At 69.4% G+C, this 17,419-nt stretch carries 17 protein-coding genes and 1 pseudogene; 9 read left to right on the plus strand and 9 right to left on the minus strand.

What is annotated here, in order from left to right; all coding sequences use genetic code 11:
- Window positions 1-25 precede the first annotated feature (25 nt).
- The 9 genes from FV223_RS00255 to FV223_RS00295 all read right to left on the minus strand — a co-directional run bounded on the left by FV223_RS00255 (window position 26) and on the right by FV223_RS00295 (window position 7,604).
- Complete coding sequence (locus tag FV223_RS00255) at window positions 26-592, minus strand: transglycosylase SLT domain-containing protein (RefSeq protein ID WP_246689549.1); 567 nt, start codon at window positions 590-592, stop codon at window positions 26-28.
- Between the two features lie 170 nt (window positions 593-762).
- Window positions 763-1,344 (minus strand): copper-binding protein, encoded by a 582-nt coding sequence (locus tag FV223_RS00260; protein ID WP_246689550.1) that lies wholly within the window; start codon window positions 1,342-1,344, stop codon window positions 763-765.
- A 190-nt stretch (window positions 1,345-1,534) separates the two neighbouring features.
- Entirely contained in the window at window positions 1,535-1,825 is a 291-nt protein-coding gene (locus FV223_RS00265; protein WP_058191683.1) for a copper-binding protein, read from the minus strand.
- A 131-nt stretch (window positions 1,826-1,956) separates the two neighbouring features.
- On the minus strand, window positions 1,957-3,378 hold the full coding sequence (locus tag FV223_RS00270; RefSeq protein WP_058191684.1) for a copper oxidase: 1,422 nt from the start codon (window positions 3,376-3,378) through the stop codon (window positions 1,957-1,959).
- 41 nt (window positions 3,379-3,419) lie between these two features.
- On the minus strand, window positions 3,420-4,934 hold the full coding sequence (locus FV223_RS00275; protein WP_147724598.1) for a TolC family protein: 1,515 nt from the start codon (window positions 4,932-4,934) through the stop codon (window positions 3,420-3,422).
- A gap of 61 nt (window positions 4,935-4,995) precedes the next feature.
- Window positions 4,996-5,343: a hypothetical protein gene (locus FV223_RS00280; RefSeq protein ID WP_246689551.1), complete on the minus strand. Its 348-nt coding sequence runs from the start codon at window positions 5,341-5,343 to the stop codon at window positions 4,996-4,998.
- Window positions 5,344-5,479: 136 nt separating this feature from the next.
- Entirely contained in the window at window positions 5,480-5,959 is a 480-nt protein-coding gene (locus FV223_RS00285; protein ID WP_246689552.1) for a hypothetical protein, read from the minus strand.
- Window positions 5,960-6,396: 437 nt separating this feature from the next.
- Window positions 6,397-7,005, minus strand: a complete 609-nt coding sequence (locus tag FV223_RS00290) for a DUF2231 domain-containing protein (RefSeq protein ID WP_147724600.1) — start codon at window positions 7,003-7,005, stop codon at window positions 6,397-6,399.
- A 353-nt stretch (window positions 7,006-7,358) separates the two neighbouring features.
- Window positions 7,359-7,604 (minus strand): hypothetical protein, encoded by a 246-nt coding sequence (locus FV223_RS00295; protein WP_147724602.1) that lies wholly within the window; start codon window positions 7,602-7,604, stop codon window positions 7,359-7,361.
- A gap of 322 nt (window positions 7,605-7,926) precedes the next feature.
- Here FV223_RS00295 and rpoH point away from each other — a divergent pair.
- The 9 genes and pseudogenes from rpoH to FV223_RS00340 all read left to right on the plus strand — a co-directional run.
- Window positions 7,927-8,796, plus strand: a pseudogene (gene rpoH, locus FV223_RS00300) (RNA polymerase sigma factor RpoH); the annotation flags it as partial.
- A gap of 152 nt (window positions 8,797-8,948) precedes the next feature.
- Window positions 8,949-9,503 (plus strand): sigma-70 family RNA polymerase sigma factor, encoded by a 555-nt coding sequence (locus tag FV223_RS00305; protein WP_147724604.1) that lies wholly within the window; start codon window positions 8,949-8,951, stop codon window positions 9,501-9,503.
- Window positions 9,500-10,150, plus strand: coding sequence for a DUF1109 domain-containing protein (locus FV223_RS00310; protein WP_147724606.1), 651 nt, complete (start codon window positions 9,500-9,502; stop codon window positions 10,148-10,150). Before FV223_RS00305 ends, FV223_RS00310 begins: the two co-directional genes overlap by 4 nt.
- Before the next feature lie 370 nt (window positions 10,151-10,520).
- On the plus strand, window positions 10,521-10,763 hold the full coding sequence (locus FV223_RS00315; RefSeq protein WP_058191690.1) for a hypothetical protein: 243 nt from the start codon (window positions 10,521-10,523) through the stop codon (window positions 10,761-10,763).
- 277 nt (window positions 10,764-11,040) lie between these two features.
- Window positions 11,041-11,460 carry a hypothetical protein gene (locus FV223_RS00320; protein ID WP_147724608.1) on the plus strand — a complete coding sequence of 140 codons (420 nt, stop codon included), beginning with the start codon at window positions 11,041-11,043 and terminating at the stop codon, window positions 11,458-11,460.
- 81 nt (window positions 11,461-11,541) lie between these two features.
- Window positions 11,542-11,946, plus strand: a complete 405-nt coding sequence (locus FV223_RS00325; RefSeq protein WP_187275993.1) for a FixH family protein — start codon at window positions 11,542-11,544, stop codon at window positions 11,944-11,946.
- Window positions 11,943-13,463, plus strand: coding sequence for an efflux RND transporter periplasmic adaptor subunit (locus tag FV223_RS00330; RefSeq protein WP_147724610.1), 1,521 nt, complete (start codon window positions 11,943-11,945; stop codon window positions 13,461-13,463). The genes FV223_RS00325 and FV223_RS00330 overlap by 4 nt, the downstream gene beginning before the upstream one ends.
- On the plus strand, window positions 13,460-16,627 hold the full coding sequence (locus tag FV223_RS00335) for a CusA/CzcA family heavy metal efflux RND transporter (RefSeq protein ID WP_147724612.1): 3,168 nt from the start codon (window positions 13,460-13,462) through the stop codon (window positions 16,625-16,627). Before FV223_RS00330 ends, FV223_RS00335 begins: the two co-directional genes overlap by 4 nt.
- Window positions 16,628-16,643: 16 nt before the next feature.
- Window positions 16,644-17,123 (plus strand): DUF411 domain-containing protein, encoded by a 480-nt coding sequence (locus FV223_RS00340; RefSeq protein ID WP_147724614.1) that lies wholly within the window; start codon window positions 16,644-16,646, stop codon window positions 17,121-17,123.
- Window positions 17,124-17,419: the final 296 nt, after the last annotated feature.

Raw genomic sequence — 17,419 nt, forward strand, 5'->3', positions numbered from 1 at the left:
ATCGGGACGTCGCGCCGCGTCCGCATCAGCTGCCGCCCATGATGCGGTCGATCCTGGCCTCCACGGCACGCACGCGGGCGACGTGTTCGGCCCAGGACCGGACCGACCGCGTGGTCATGGAGGGGCCGTCCCCGTTCCGGGATCGACGTACGGCGATGGCCATCCCGGCGCGAGGTGGCGCGACCGACGGCAGGTCGGCTTGGGCGAGCGGTGACCCTGTCGCCGCCAGGCGGTCGCGCGCGCGCCGGCAGTAATCGACCGAACGCGCGGTCATGCGCAGCTCGCCGTGGCCTGCCCGGTACTTCATCAGCGTGCGGCAAAGGTCGCCGTGTGCGAGCTTCCACGCCCCGGCGAGATAGGCGACGCCGAAGCGGACGTTGACGCTCGGATCGAGGAGTTCCTCCGCCGGGCCGCGATGGCCGAGCATCGCGGCGGTCGACGGCCGGACCTGCATCAGGCCGAGCTCGCCGACCGCGCCGACCGCACGCGGGTCGTAGCCGCTCTCCACGAACACGACGGCGTCCGCGACGGCCGGCGGAAGCCCCCGGCCGGACGCCTCCCGCTCGATCAGGCCCGAATAGGTTCCCGCCATGTCCGCGGCCCGAGGACGGCCGGCAACCGGGCTTGGCGCCGGGCGCTTCCCGTCGTCCCCCGGGGGAACGGGGTCGTCCCCGGCCGCCGCGGGACATGCGATGCCGGCGAGCACCGCCAGGCCGAGCGCCGCCGTCAACGCGGCCCTCCGCCCCGCCGCCCGGGGGCGGGTCATCGCGCCTTCTGGATCCGCGTGACGGCGATGGAGCCGTTCACGCGGTCGGCGGAGAACCGAACCTTCTCGCCGGGCTTGAGCCCCTTCAGCATGGCGGGGTCCTGGACCTTGTAGGCCATCGTCATCGCGTCCATGCCGATGTTCGGGATGGTCTCGTGGTCGAGGGTCACCTTGCCCGTGGCATCGTCGACCTTCCGCACGGTCGCGGCGACCAGCGGTGCGTTGGACGGCGGCGCCGGGGCGACCGCCTTCTCGCCCGCGGCCGGCGATGCGGGCTGGCCTTGCGCCGGGGCCGCCTGCGCCTGACGGTCCAGCGGTCCCTCGCCCGGGGGCGTCTGGTTGGGCTGCGGTCGATACCCGGCCTCGCGGCTGCGAACCTGCCACTGCTTGAGGGCGTCGATCCTCGCCTGCTGCTCGTCCTGGATCTTCTGCGCGGTCTCGCGCAGCTGCCGGTCGCCGCCGTAGTCGAGCTGCGTCTTGGCGAGGAACAGCGTCTCCTCGTAGCTCGCGATGAGCATCTCGGCGAAATCACGGTCCGGGTCGCCGCTCAGCTTGGTGTCCCGGAAACGGTTCGCCATGACGTCCCGCGCCCGTTCGAGGGCCGCAGGGGCGCCTTTCGCGGGTTGGGCAAAGGCCCCGCCGGGGAACGGGGCAAGGAGCGTCGCCGCGAGCGCGGCGGAAAGAAGGGGGCGTCGCATGTGTCGTCTCTCCAGGCTCGAAGGCCGTCGCGCTCGGCCGCGTCGCCGCGCGACGGGCTGTTCCGGGGGCCTACTTCGCCTTCCGGATCGTCGTGACGGTGTATTCGCCGCCGGTCCCGTCGACCTCGAAGTCGACCTTGTCCCCGGGCTTGAGGTCCTTGACCATGGCGGGATCCTTCACCGGGTACGCCATCGTCATCGCGTCCATGTCGAGCTTCGGGATTGCGGCATGGTCGAGCGTGACCTTGCCGGCAGCGGCGTCGACCTTCGTGACCGTGCCCTTCGTGGCCTGCGCCCAGGCGGGCGCGGCGACCGCGATCAGGGCGGCAGAAAGCGCGACGAGCGAAAACTTGCGATTCATGGTCTCTCTCCGTTTGGTTTGTCGAACCGCCGCGCAGGTCGCCGCCGAGGGGGGGGGCGACCCACGCGGCGGACTCCGGAAGGGGGCTGCCCCGTTCCGAACCGTCGTGACGCGGTCCCGCTCGCGCGGGCTCAGTGATCCTGGTGACCGCCGGAATTCGAGGCGGACCGGCGCGTCCGCGGATCGACGACCCGGAGGTCGGTCTCCCGGGCGCGCCTGCCCTTCGGCGTGTCCGGCGAGCGGCTCGGCTCGGGCATCGGGTCGCCTGTCCATTCGTAGGCCAGGGTTCCCTCCGGATGCCGGTACCAGCCCGGGTCCCGGTAATCGCCGGCGGCGAGCCCGGGGCGGACCTTGAGCACGGTGAACATGCCGCCCATCTCCACGGACCCGAACGGACCCGCGCCCGTCATCATCGGCAGGGTGTTGTCGGGAAGCGGCATCTCCATCTCGGTCATCATGCCGCCGCCCGTCGATCCCATCGGCATGTAGCCCGGGGCGATCTTGCGGATCTGCTTGGCGGTGCTCTTCAGGTCCACGCCGATGTAGGTGCGCACCGAGTGCCCCATGGCGTTCATGGTGTGGTGCGACTTGTGGCAGTGGATCGCCCAGTCGCCCGGGTTGTCGGCGTTGAACTCGATGGCGCGCATCTGCCCGACCGCGACGTCGACCGACACCTCCGGGAGCTGGTAACCCTCGTTGATCCAGCCCCCGTCCGTCCCGGTGACCTTGAAGTCGACCCCATGGACGTGGATCGGGTGGTTGGTCATGGTCAGGTTGCCGAAGCGCATCCGGACCTTGTCGCCCTGGCGCGCGACCATCGGGTCGATGCCCGGCCAGACGCGGCTGTTGAAGCACCACATGTTCATGTCGAGCATCGTGTTGACCTTGGGCACGTAGGACCCGGCCTCGATGTCGTAGGCGTTCAGGAGCCAGACGAAGTCGCGGTCGACGCGGCGCTCGGCCGGGTCGCGCGGATGGACGACGAAGAAACCCATCATGCCCATCGCCATCTGGATCATCTCGTCCGAGTGCGGGTGGTACATGAAGGTGCCCGAGCGCCTCAGGATGAACTCGTAGACGAAGGTCTTGCCCGGCGGGATGCCGGGCTGGGTCAGCCCCGCGACCCCGTCCATGCCGTTGGGCAGCGTCTGGCCGTGCCAATGGACGGCGGTCGCCTCCGGCAGGCGGTTCGTCACGAAGATGCGGACCTTGTCGCCCTCGACCGCCTCGATGGTCGGACCCGGCGACTGCCCGTTGTAGCCCCAGAGCCGGGCGTCCATGCCGGGCGACATCTCCCGCACGACGGGCTCGGCGACCAGGTGGAACTCTTTCCAGTCGCCGCGCATGCGCCAGGGGAGCGTCCAGCCGTTCAGCGTCACCACCGGCTGGTAGTCGGGCCCGCTCGTCGGATAGAGGGGCGGCTGCATCACCGCCTTGCCCATCGTCGGCGCCTCGGGCAGGCCGGCGGCCTGGACGCGCCCGCTGACCATCGACGAGCCTGCCAGGATGAGGCCGCCGGCCCCCAGAATCCGTCTGCGCGAGATGTCGGTCATGGTTGCTCTCCGAATGTCGTTCGATGACCCGAAGGCCGCTCTCAGCCGCCGGGCGTCGCCACCGCCAGGCTCGTCGCACCGCTGCCGCCCGCCGGCTCGCCCCCGAAGCCGCCGCCCGAGAAGCCGCCGCCGACGGTCGCGGCCTTGAGGTCGGTCGCCGCGATCCAGAAGTCGCGCTGCGCCTCGATGGCCTGGATGTTGCTCACGATCCTGGCGCGCGCGTCGACGATGAGCGTCGTGACGTCCAGGAGCATGCCGCTGTACTGGAGCAGGGACTGGTCCAGGATCGTCCTGCGGAGGGGCAGGACGCTCGTCTGGTAGTGACGGGTGATGTCGTACTGCCCACGATAGCGCTGGTAAGCCTCACGCACCTCGGAGCGGGCGTTGACGGCGCGTTCGGCAAGCCGGTTGGCGGCTGCGAGGTAGGTCTCCTTCGCCCCGCGTACCGCCGTCGTGCCGAAATCGTAGATCGGGATGACGACGTCGGCGGAGTAGCCGTTCAGGCTGCTCCGGTCGGTCCTTGCGCCGCCCGCATCGACGGTCCTGGACCGGGTGTACTGATTGGCGAACCCGACATCGAAGACGCTGACGAAGCCGCTGGCCTGGTTGAGGCCGTACTGACCGACGAGCGATTGCAGCTCGAAGCGGGCCGCCTGCACGTCGGTTCGCTTCCGCATCGCCTCGGCCTCGATCTGCTGCCCGCTCGTCAGGCGGCCCGGCAGCGAAGGCAGGCCGTTCGGAAGCTTGAATTCAGCCTCCCGTCCCCAGAGGCCGAGGAGGCGGGTCAGCCGCTCCCGCTCCGCACGCTGCTGGACCCTGGCCTTGCCGAGCTGGGCGCCGAGTTCGCTGTAGAAGGCGTGCTCCCGCGCCTGTTCCAGCTTGTTCAGCGCGCCGGTCTCCCCCAATTGCTTGGCCAGCGTCGAGGCCGACCCGGCGCCGGCCAGCGCCTGCTCCAGGAAGCTTGTCGCCTGATTGGCGGCCACGGTGCGATAGAACTGCCGCCGCGCCTCGCCGCCGAGCCGCAGCACCTGCTCGGCCGCATTGTACTGGTCGGCCCGGAAACGGTCGCGCGCGATCTCCGCACGCGCCGGCAGCGTGGCCAGCTCCAGCAGGCTGCCCACCACGGAACGCTCGATGTCGGTGTTGAAGCCGAGCCCCCACTGGGTGATGGCCAACCTCGGAGCCGGCGGCAGCGTGGCCTGGACGAACTGCGCTTCCGACACGCCGAGGTCGTTGAACGCCGCCTGCAGCCCCTTGTTCTTGAGGAGGGCGACCTGCACGGCGCCGTCGGCCGTCAGGGACCGTCGCAGCAGCTGGTCCACCCGGGCTTCCGCCGTGGGCGCGAAGCCTTCGTCGCTCGCCTTCACGATGTCCTTGCGCAATTCGAGCGCGGCGTAATCACCGGCGACGGACAGGCCGGCGTCCGGCGAGAAGCTCGCGCATCCGCCAAGGACCAATCCGATCACGGACAGGGTCGCGGCGGTGCGCACGTGGCGCGCCAGGGCGGCCTCGGCCGCCCCGTGCGCAATCGTGCCGACATCTCGCGGCGCGGTCATCGTGCGTCCCTCATGACCGATAGTCCGGGCGCGGGACCCGTTTCGTTACAGCGGCAGGCCATCATCGGCCTCCCGCGTCGCGCTTGCCGCCCATGCCGGGCATCCCTTCCATCCCCGGCATGCCCTCCATGCCGCCGGCGCCGGCGCCGGGCTTGGGCCCGACCTGACGGTTGAGCTCACGCCAGTCCTTCGGCTCGACGACGTCGAAGCGCTTCACGCCCGCCGTCACCGAGGAATAGCGGGGGGAGCGGACGGCAACGGTCGGATCCGCCGGCATGACGAGCCGCTCGGGGCCGCCCGCCGGCACGCAGGCCGCGAGCGGAAGGACCGCCGCGAGCGCGGCCGGTCTTGGCAACTTGAACATCGTGGTTTTCCCGAACGGACGTGACCGGCCGCGCACGGTGACCATGGGCGTCGCTCCGGCGGTCCGTCCCACGGCGGGGACGCACGTCGCCGTCCGCGCCAACGGCGGTCGGATTGCTGGGGTGATCTCGATGGCCGTCCCGCCGGAGCGGCCGTAGGCGGGCGCTAGTCGCGCCCGCGCGTCAGGCGCCGAGCCTCGGCGGCCGTTCGATCCGAGGCGGATGGGCGTCGACGACGCCGTCTTCCTGCGCGATCAGCACGCGGTCGGACGAATGCGCTTCGAGGCATGCCCCCGACCAGGATGCGGTCGGTAGCGCGACCTGGCCGGCGAGGGTACAGCAGGCCGCCGGGCAAGGGCCCTTGTGGGCCCGCTGACGGTGCTCGGGGCAACCCGGCTCCTGGGACGTCGATCGGGCGGCCGAAAGGTCCACTGCCGGCGAGCCGCGTTCCGAGGCCACCACGTCGTCGAACGGAGCCGACGGTCTCGATGCCTCGCCGTGGTCGTGGTGCACATGCCGCCCAGCCTCGGGCGAGACCGCGGGCTTCGCGTGGTCCGCATGCCGGTGTGCCGCCGCGGCATGCGCCATCGTGCACGGCGCAGCCGGCGCGACGGCCACGGCCAACGCGACCACGAAGAGCACAAATGTGCGCAGGACGACCAACGATCAGGGACCTTTCCTAATCCAACGTGAACATCGCACGTCGTTCCGGCTCCGGCAATGCATCGCCCGAGACGAGGCCGGGGAAAGGGTAAGCTGTTGGATTTGGGCAACGATGTCTTCGGACGGCATCCGTATAATCGCCGTTCGAGCGACGGTTGGGGAAGGAACGCGAAGCCGCGAAGTCAGTCTTCGCGCGCGGTCTGCGGCGGTTTCCGCGAAACCGCAGGCGCCCCTTCCGGTGGCGTCGGAACGGACCTCGCAGATCAAGGCGTCATGGCATCGGCCCGGAGGCATCGAATTCAAGCGTCGCCTGGGAGGACCGTCGAATCGATGTGGGGCCGGGTCCGAAGGCTTGAGGGAGGACCCGGCGGACAACGGCTCGGGGGCATATCGCTGAGCTGGCGGCACGACGGCCACGATGGCAACCCCACACCGGTTCAGTGGGTGTGGTCGTGGGCATGGGCATCGGATGCCGACCCCTTCCCTGGGCCGGTCCCGCCCGGGTCCGGATTCGAGGTCGCGTCCCCGGCGCGTGCGCCGTGATCGTGATCTGAGGGGTGTCCTCCCGCGCTTCCGGGATGCGCGTGGCTGTCCGACCTCGGGAGGGCCATGACACCAAGCCCGTAGCGGTAGACATTCTCGCCGCCGAGCCATCCCGTCACGGCCAGGGCCCCCGACCCCGCCGCGAGCAGGGCGATCAGCACGATCCCGGCGCCCGCCGGCCTCCTGCGGTCGTACCAGGCGGCGACGGCGGCCGCGACGAAGGCGAGCGCCGTGCCGAGGGCCCAGCGCAGATGGACGGTCATGTTGGCGTGAGACACCTCGTCGTGCGCCACCGAATTGTAGGCCCACCAGCCCGTTATCAGCGTGGCCGCCGTCACCAGCAAGCCGATGCCGAGGTTCCATCGTGCCGCTATGGTGGCCGCGCCCCCTGACGGCCGTGCAGCCAGCAAGGTGCCGGCGACGAAGAGGACGGAGGCGGTCAGGAGGAGCGCCACCGTGAAATGAACGACGACCGGATGCCAGTTGGGGATGATCTCGAACATGCCGGAGCTCCAGGGACGACGTAGGATGATGTTGCGGCAGGTGCGCCGGAGCCCCGGGGTCGCTTTCCGCTTCGAGCCACGAATGCGGCACCCGTCGGAAACCGCCGGCCGAACAACCTGCCTGGGGCAAGCCGCGGTCCCCGAGGGCGGTATCGCCGGCTACCCGGCAATCGCCACGAAACCTCATCGGCGACCGCGCCGGCTCATGAGCCCGCGGACGCCGCGGCCATCATACCCCGTGGGGGTTTAATGACGAAATGTAAGCTTGGCAAATCGCGATGTCGAGCGACACGCGTCCGCTTGACGAACTTGCAACTCCGTCGCTCGACATCGCGTCATGAGCCTAAGACCCGTCAATGCCGGTCGTCGGAGTGTCCGTCCTCGCCGTGGCCATGCTCGTGCACGACCTCGTGATGGTCTTCGTGGTGTCCCATCTCTCGATGCTCTTCGACGACGTGATGTTCGTCATGATGGCCATCGTGATGGTCGCCATGGATGGTTACGGAGGGTCCGTCGTCGGCCCTGGCGGGATGCCCGGCAAGGGACAGCGCCAAAGAGGCGGATACCGCCAAGGTGAATGCAAAGAATGGCTTGTTCATCGTCGTCTCCCATCGGATCGTGGACGGCCTATGGAACGCGACATTGCCCATATACGATCCGGGGGTATAGTCGGATTTATCTCGGACGGGACAGCCGCGGTCCGGCCTGCGGCAGCGATGACCTTCCCGAGGCGGATGCGTGCCTCGGGCTCCGTGGCGTCGGCTTACGCGTATCGTGCGATGTAACCTTCCCGGTCTTCTCGTCGGATTGATGGATGTGACGGTCGACCCGTTGTTCGCGCGACCGACGCGGGCGGTCGGAGCTACGCAACGCCGCCGGTCCCACCGGTGCCGGTGTTCCTGCGAGAGGGAGCGGACAATCATGACGGCAGGCACGCTCGCTGATCTTCCCTCGGGCGAAGGCCTGTCGCGTTACCTCGACGAGATCCGCAGGTTTCCGATGCTGGAGCCGAACGAGGAGCTCACTCTCGCCAAGAGCTGGCGCGGCGGGGGTGACCGGGAGGCCGCGCACCGCCTCGTGACATCACACCTGCGTCTCGTCGCCAAGATCGCCATGGGCTATCGCGGCTACGGCCTGCCGATCGGCGACGTGGTGTCGGAGGGCAACGTCGGGCTGATGCAGGCGGTCAAGCGCTTCGATCCGGACAAGGGCTTCCGGCTGGCCACCTACGCGATGTGGTGGATCAAGGCCGCGATCCAGGAATACGTCCTGCGCTCGTGGTCGCTCGTGAAGATGGGTACCACTGCCAACCAGAAGAAGCTGTTCTTCAACCTGCGCAAGGCCAAGGGCAAGATCTCGGCCCTCGACGAGGGCGACCTGCGGCCCGATCAGGTGAAGCAGATCGCGACCCGTGTCGGCGTGCCCGAGCAGGACGTCATCGACATGAACCGCCGCCTCTCCGGCGACGCCTCCCTCAGCGCGCCCCTGCGCGAGGAGGGCGAGGGCGAGTGGCAGGACTGGCTGGTGGACAACAGCCCGAGCCAGGAGACGGTGCTCGTGCGCGAGCAGGAGGGCAAGAACCGCCTGACGGCGCTCCGCGATGCGCTGAGCGTCCTCAATCCGCGAGAGCGGCGCATCTTCGAGGCGCGCCGGCTCGCCGACGACCCGATCACGCTGGAGGACCTTTCGGGCGAGTTCGGCGTATCGCGCGAGCGTGTCCGCCAGATCGAGGTGCGCGCCTTCGAGAAGGTGCGGGAGGGGGTCAAGCGCAACGTCGCCGTAAGAGAGCTGTCCCATGTCGGCATCGACGCGCGCGATTGGCCGTCCGTGAAGCCGGGAAGCCGACAAGCCCGTCAGCCTTCGATGGCCGCGTTGTCACGTACACCCACGCCGCCGCGTGGAAGCGGGATACGTCCGGCCCGCGCCGAGGACGACCGGGCCCCGTGATCCACCGCGAGGTCGAGCTCCGTACGCTCCTGACGGAAGGCCTGCTGGGCCGATCCGCGGACTATCGTCGGTTCCTGGAATGCCTGGGACCGCACCTTCGCGCATACTATAGGAACAAGTTGAGCCGGTCGGGACGCGGCGACACCGAGGCCGAGGACCTGGTCCAGGAGACCCTGATGGCGGTCCATACCCGACGCCACACCTATGACGTCACCCAACCGGTGACCCCATGGGTCTACGCCATCGCACGCTACAAGCTCATCGATCACCTGCGGCGCACCCGTCCCGGGACGGCAGACGTCCCGGTCGAGGACGCCGGCGAACTCATGGCCGCCGATGATCATACGGCGACGGAGAGCACTCTCGACGTCGAGCGCCTGCTCGCGCGGTTGCCCGCGAAGGCGCGGCTGGCGATCAGGTCGATGAAGGTTGAGGGCTTGAGCGCGGCGGAGGCGGCCGAGCGGGCCGGGATGTCGGAGACGGCGGTCAAGGTGAGCGTCCATCGCGGCCTGAAGGCCCTGGCGTCGTTCGTGGGAGGCAGGACGAAATGAAGACCGACGAACTCATCGGCCTGCTGGGCACCAGCTTCGAGCGCGAACCGGTCGGGACGCCCTGGATGACGCGCCGGCTCGCGCTGGCGGTCGCGGTCGGCGCGACCGCCGCGCTGTTCCTTGCGCTGGCGTTCCTCGGCTTGCGCCCCGGCCTCACGCAAGCCCGGCCGCTCCTGTTCCTCGCGTTGAAGGTCGCGTTCGCGGCCGCGGTCGGGGGGCTCGCGCTGCGGTACCTCGTCAGGGCCGCCAGGCCGGGCGGCGAGAGCCGCGTGCATCTCGGGGTCGTGGCCTCACCCTTCCTGGCGGTCGCGGCGCTCGCGGGCGTGAGCCTCTCGATGACACCGCCCGCGCATTGGCACGGCCAGATATCCGGCCATACCTGGCTCGAATGCCTCGTCTCGATTCCCGTGATCGCCATCGTTCCGTTCGCCGTAATCACGTGGGCTGTTCGACGGTTCGGGGCGCCGACGGATCTCTTGCGGGCGGGTGCCTTGGTCGGCCTCTCCGCGGGTGCCGTCAGCGCCCTCGGCTATTCGCTGCATTGCATGGACGACACCGTTCCGTTCGTCGCCGTCTGGTACGGGGGGACTATCGCCATCTGCACGCTGGCCGGGGCGCTCCTGGGACCGCGCCTCCTTCGCTGGTAGCGGTCCGTTTCGTGACATCCTCCGGACTGCCCGACCGATTTCGATGGGCGACGTGACGGTTCCGGCGCCCGCTCGCCGGTCGGCGCTTCACGCCGCCGGGCCTCGGTGCAGTATCTCCGAGATTGGGAATCGGCCATGACGGGCACGATCCGTCCTACCAGCCCCGCGCCCGTGCGAGCGGCGTGCCGAACCGTACGCATCCCGCAGGCGATTGCAGGCGCCTCTCCCACCGGGTGAGCAAGGCGCCGCGCCAGGCGACACCGGCCGTACCAAACAAAAGCTTTGCGACGCGCTGTAACGGTAAGCCCAGGACATCCGGACTTAAGGATGAGGAGCAGCAAGCTTCCCACCGGAAAAAACGGGTCCCGCCATGAAAAGCAAGATCATCACCGCCTTCGCAGGCATTGCCATGCTCGCCGGACTTCCGGGTTACGCACTGGCGGGGTGGATGGACAACGTCCCGGCCCGTTTCCTGCCTCAAACCCATCAGTCGCAACGGGCCACGCCGCATTACGTCGAACCGCCGGAAGTCGGCCTGACGACCGGATCGATCAACGCGGTGCCCCGCCGCCCTGACGCCCGCCCGCCGGCGTCGCCCTCCCAGAACTTCTGACGCTCCCGCATGCCCCGGACCGGCAGTTCGGGCTTGCAGGGTGTCGGAGCGTCGCGTTTCCCGGCGCCCGGGAATGGCCATGGCGGGCCACGCCGGACGCGCCATGGCGAGGTCCGGCAGGCTCACGAGGGATGGGGGCCCGGGACACCATCCCGACGCGGTCGGTCGGCGGGTTTGCCGACCGACGAAACGGAGCCTTGACCATCCCTACGCGGGACGGGCCATCTCCTCCGACACTGGCCTTCCGCCCGGATCGAAAAACTGGCATCGTGAATTCGTGACGTTCTTGATCGCCCTTCGGCGACTGTTGCCGCTCATGGCGGTCCTCAGCCTCGCCCTGACGCCGGTGGCCGCTCCCGCGGCCGCCGCGGGCATGCGCGCGTTCATGACCGCGCAGGCGCTGGCATCGCATGTGGCGACGCCGGCCCTGGACCATGCCGCCATGGCGGGGATGGACGTGGGCGACACGGACATGGCCGGCATGCCGTGCTGCCCGCCCGGGAAGGCGGCGAAGCCCGACTGCGCCAAGGCGGGTTGTCCGCTGCTGGCCCTCTGCCTCGCCAGCATCGCCTCCCTCCCGCCGACCGCGGCGTCCGTCCCGGCACCGGTGGCGACGCGGACGAGCCGGGCTTGGCCCGATGCGGCGTCCTTCGCCAACGTGTACGGCCCCCCGTTACCCGAGCCCCCCCGAGCCTGAGCCCGATGCCGCCGGCGTGAGCGCCGGCACGATGCCGCGCGTCCACGCGTGGCCATCCATCGTGTTCAGGAGACGAACCCCGTGATCAAGAACCCCCTCGCGCGCGCTCTCGCGGCCGCGCTGCTCGGTGCCGCCCTGTCGGTAACGGCCATGCCGGCGCTCGCCGGCATCAAGGACTACGCCTTCGAGCTGACCCGGACAGAGGCGAAGGTCGGCGAGGCCGTCCTCTCGGTGCGCCTCGTGGACAAGCGTACCGGCAAGCCGGTGCCGGACGCGGTGATCTTCGCCAAGCGCATCGACATGGCGCCCGACAGCATGGACGAGATGACCTCGACGATCGAGCAGATTTCCTCCACGGAGCCGGGCCTCTACCGCTTCAAGGCGAAGCTCACGATGGCCGGAGGCTGGCGGCTGTCGCTGGGGGCGAAGGTCCAGGGCGAGACAGGCACGGTCGAGGACAAGCTCGTCTTCAAGGCCGTCAAATGAGCCGCTCGGCATGGCTCGTCGGCTCACTCGCCGCGCTCGCGGTTGGGGGCGCCGGGTACTGGGCGTGGCATGATGGCAGCCTCGCTCCGGTCCTCGTCGAGCGCGCACGGACCGAATTCGCCCACCGGGTTCCGGCCGCCATGGCGGGTCCGCAGGCGCCGGCGTCGGCGAAGGTCTCGGGTCAGGTGGTGTACTACCAGGATCCTGATGGGAAGCCCGTCTACTCCGCGTCGCCGAGAACCACTGCGGACGGGCACGACTTCCGGGCGGTGCGGGCCAGCGAGGACGTGCGCTTCGACAAGGCCCGGGAGGGCGAGGCGATGTCCCCCGACATGGCCGGGCACGACGTGCCCGGGCACGACACGGCGGCGCCTGGAACGACGAAGGCCGAGAAGCCCGACGCGGGCACCCGCAAGCTGCTCTACTACCGCAACCCGATGGGCCTGCCGGACACCTCGGCGACGCCCAAGAAGGATTCGATGGGGATGGACTACATCCCCGTCTACGAAGGCGAGGACAGCGACGGCAATGTCGTCACCGTCTCGCCCGGCAAGGTCCAGCGCACCGGCGTACGGACCGAGGTCGTCGAGCGCCGGGTCGTCGCCCAACCAGTCCGCGTGCCCGGAACGGTCGCCCTCGATGAGCGGCGGGTGACGGTCATCGCGACCCGCTCGGACGCCTACGTCGACCACGTCGAGAACGTCACCACCGGCGACCGCGTCCGAAAGGGCCAGGCGCTGGTCCACGTCTACTCGCCCGAGATCAACGCGGCGGCGGCCCAGCTCATCGCCAACCCCGGCTTCGACGGGTCTCGGAGGCGCCTACAGAACCTGAACGTCTCCGAGGCGGTCATCGACGAGATGGAGCGCACCCGGAAGGTGCCGATGGCGATCACGTGGTCTGCGCCCCGGGACGGCATCGTCCTGCAGCGGACCGCCATCGAGGGCATGAAGGCCGCGGCCGGGGATACCCTGTTCCGCATCGGCGACATCGCGACGATGTGGGTACTGGCCGACGTGCCGGAGCGCGACCTCGCCAACGTCCGCGTCGGGCAGGTCGCCACGATCCGCCTGCGTTCGGCCCCGGGCCGTACCTTCACCGGCAAGGTCGGAGTGATCTACCCGCAGGTGAACCCTGAGACCCGGGTCACGCGGGTGCGCATCGAGCTCCAAAACCCGGACGGCACGCTCCTGCCCGACATGTACGCCGACGTCGAGATCGCGACGGGCGACGCCAAGCCGATCGTGGCGGTGCCGGACGACGCGGTCATCGACACCGGCGAGCGCCAGGTCGTGCTGATCGACCGGGGCCAGGGTCGCTTCGAGCCCAAGGCCGTGAAGGTCGGCGTGCGCGGCGGCGGCTACACCGAGATCCGCGACGGCGTCGCGGCCGGCGACACGGTGGTGACGGCGGCGAACTTCCTCATCGACGCCGAGAGCAACCTGAAGGCGGCGCTGCAGGGCATGGCGCCCCCCAAGGACGACCGGCAGGCCGCCGACGCGGGAGCGACGCCATGATCGCGCGCCTCATCGGCTGGTCGGCCCGCAACCTCGTCCTGGTGCTGGTCGGAACCGTGTTCGCGGTCGCGGCCGGCGTCCTGGCGCTGCGGACCCTTCCGCTCGACGCCATCCCCGACCTCTCGGACGTGCAGGCCATCGTCTACACCGAGTACCCGGGTCAGGCTCCGCAGGTCGTGGAGGATCAGGTCACCTACCCATTGACCACCGCCATGCTGACGGTGCCGAAGGCCAAGGTCGTGCGGGGCTTCTCGTTCTTCGGCGTGTCGTTCGTCTACATCATCTTCGAGGACGGCACAGACCCATACTGGGGCCGCTCGCGGGTGCTCGAATACCTCAATGCCGCCGCCAGCAAGCTCCCGGCCGGCGTGACCCCAACGCTCGGGCCCGACGCGACGGGCGTGGGCTGGGTCTACCAGTACGTGGTGGTCGCCAAGGAGCGCACGCTCGCCGAACTCCGGTCGCTACAGGACTGGGTGGTCCGGTTCGGTGCCTCGCGTGCCGAGGGCGTCGCCGAGGTCGCCGGCGTCGGCGGCTTCGTCAAGCAGTACAACGTCGTGGTCGATCCGAACCGCCTGCGCGCCCAGGGCATCAGCCTCAACAAGCTCCGGGACGCGATCCGGTCGAGCAATGCCGACGTCGGCGGCCGCACCGTCGAGCTCTCTGAGTTCGAGTTCATGGTGCGCGGGCGCGGCTACATCCGCAGCGTCGCCGACATCGAGAACATCGTTCTCAAGACGGCCGGCGGCGCGCCTCTTCGGGTGCGGGACGTCGCCCATGTCGAGCTCGGCCCCGACGAGCGGCGCGGCCTCACCGAGATGAACGGCGAGGGCGAGGTCGCCGGCGGCATCGTCCTGCAGCGCTTCGGCGCGAACGCGCTGAACGTCATCGAGGGGGTGAAGGCGAAGCTCGCGGAGGTGGCGAAAAGCCTGCCCGCGGGCACCGAGATCCTGCCGGTCTACGACCGCTCGCAGCTCATCGACGCGGCCATCGAGACCCTGCGTCACACGCTCGTCGAGGAGAGCATCGTCGTCTCCATCGTCTGCATCGTGTTCCTGCTGCACGTCCGGAGCGCGCTCGTCGCCATCCTGATGCTGCCCGTGGGAATCCTCATGGCGTTCGTCGGCATGCGGGCGCTGGGTCTGGGCGCCAACATCATGAGCCTCGGCGGCATCGCCATCGCGGTCGGCGCCATGATCGACGCCGCCATCGTCATGATCGAGAACGCCCACAAGCACCTGGAGCGGGCGCCGCCGGGCAAGCCCCGGGTCGAGATCCTGGTGGAGGCAGCCTCCGAGGTGGGTCCGTCGTTGTTCTTCTCGCTCCTCATCATCACGGTCTCGTTCCTGCCCATCTTCACCCTGGAGAGCCAGGAAGGACGGCTGTTCGGGCCGCTGGCCTTCACCAAGACCTTCGCCATGGCGGCGGCCGCGATCCTGTCGGTGACCCTGGTTCCGGCGCTGATGGTGCTGTTCGTGCGGGGCCGGATCATCCCGGAGCACCGCAACCCGCTGAACAGGCTCCTCATCTGGCTCTACCGGCCGCTCATCGCCGGCGTGCTGCGAGCTCGCGTCCTCACCATCCTGCTCGCCCTTGGCATCCTCGCGGCGACCGTCTGGCCGGCCCGGCAACTCGGTTCCGAGTTCATGCCCGACCTGAACGAGGGCACGCTGATGTACATGCCCACGACCCTGCCGGGCCTGTCGGTGACCAAGGCCGCCGAGCTGCTGGCGACCCAGGACCGCATCATCAAGTCCTTCCCGGAGGTGGCCTCGGTCTACGGCAAGGCAGGTCGCGCCAACACCGCGACCGACCCGGCGCCGATGGAAATGTTCGAGACCATCATCACCCTGAAGCCTCAGGCAGAGTGGCGCCCGGGGGTGACGCAGGCCTCGCTCAAGGCCGAGATGGACAAGGCGCTGCAGTTCCCGGGCGTGTCGAACGCCTGGACGCAGCCGATCCGCGCCCGCATCGACATGCTCTCGACCGGCATCCGCACGCCCGTCGGCATCAAGGTGCTGGGAACGGACCTGAAGGAGATGGAGGGCGTCGCCCGCCAGGTCGAGGCGGTGGTGCGCAACGTGCCGGGCACGTCCAGCGCCTACGCCGAGCGGGTCATCGGCGGCTACTTCCTCGACATCACACCGGACCGGGAGGCGCTCGGCCGTTACGGCCTGATGGTTGGGGACGTGCAGGACGTCATCGCGACCGCACTCGGCGGCCAGAGCGTGACGAACACCGTCGAGGGACGCGAACGCTACACCGTCAACGTGCGCTACCCCCGGGCCTTCCGGTCCGATCCGCGGGCCATCGCCGACGATGTGCAGGTGCCGCTGCCGGCCGGGGGCACGGTGCCGTTGCGCGAGGTCGCCAAGGTGGCGCTGACCCGCGGACCGACCTCGATCCGAACCGAGAACGGCCAGCTCGCGGTCTACATCTTCGTCGACCTGAGCGGACGCGACCTCGGCGGCTACGTCGCCGACGCACGCGCCGCCGTATCGAGGGAGGTGAAACTGCCCCAGGGCACGACCTTGCAGTGGAGCGGGCAGTACGAGTACCTGGAGCGGGCCGAGGCGCGCATGAAGGTGGTGGTGCCGCTGACGCTGCTCGTCGTCTTCCTGCTGCTGTTCATCAACTTCCGGCGCCTGACCGAGACGCTCATCGTCATGCTGTCGCTGCCGTTCGCCCTGGTCGGCGGCATCTGGCTGATGTGGTGGATGGGCTTCAATATGTCCGTGGCGGTTGCGGTCGGCTTCATCGCGCTCGCCGGCGTCGCGGCCGAGACCGGCGTGATCATGCTGGTCTACCTCGACCACGCCCTCGACGAGGTCCGGGCCGCTTGTGACCGCGAGGGGCGGCCCCTATCCCGCGAGGATTTGCGGCGGGCCATCATGGTCGGCGCGGTCGAGCGGGTGCGCCCGAAGATGATGACGGTCACCGCCATCATGGCCGGCCTCATCCCCATCCTCTGGAGCACCGGCGCCGGCTCCGAGGTCATGCAGCGCATCGCGGTGCCGATGATCGGCGGGATGGTCTCGTCGACCGTGCTGACGCTCGTGGTGATCCCGGCGGTCTACGGCTTGGTCAAGGGCTGGGGGCTACCGAGGTCCGATACCGCGGTGAAATCCGTCGAACGTGAAACATTACCGTTGGCAGCCGAGTGAGGACGGGAGAGCGAACATGATCGACACGACGAGGACGACCCGGCGCGCCGTGGTCCTGGGCATGGCGGCATCGGTGGCCTTCGGGCGGCATGCCCTGGCGCAGGGCCTGTCAACGGTCGCGGTGACGAAGGACCCGACCTGCGGCTGCTGCGAGAAATGGGTGGCGCACCTCCGCGAAAACGGGTTCACGGTGACGGTGACCGAGGGGCCCGTGAACCCGCTCAAGGTCCGCCTCGGGGTCCCGAGGGAACTCGCCTCCTGCCACACCGCCCAGGTCGGCGGCTACGTCGTCGAGGGGCACGTCCCGGCCGGGGCGATCAAGCGCCTCCTGGTGGAGAAGCCCCAGGGTACGGGGCTGGCTGTGCCGGGGATGCCGACCGGATCGCCAGGCATGGTGGTCGAGGGCATGGAGCCGGACGTCTACGACGTCGTCCTGTTCGGGCCGTCCGGGCGCGGCACCTTCGCCCGCTATCGAGGCGACACCGTCCAGTTGTAGGCCGACAAGCATGGCGAGAGCTTGAGGACATCGTTCTCGCCACCCTGATGGCTCCGCATGCGGAAGCATTCAATGGGCGCCAGGCGGCCTTATCGCTACGTGTGTAGCCAACAATACAAGAAAAGCACGGCGGCGATGGCCAACGACGCCATCAGGAAGGACCGTTGCGCCGCCTTCAGGACATGCGGCCGTACCTTGCGTCGGCGCCTGCTTCCGCCCCCCCATTCCCCGATCTGCCGGGCGAGCTTCTTGCCGGTCATCGCCCCATGATCCGATACCGAAGCATTATCGAATGG

Source organism: Methylobacterium sp. WL116 (genome assembly GCF_008039455.1).
GTDB lineage: Bacteria > Pseudomonadota > Alphaproteobacteria > Rhizobiales > Beijerinckiaceae > Methylobacterium.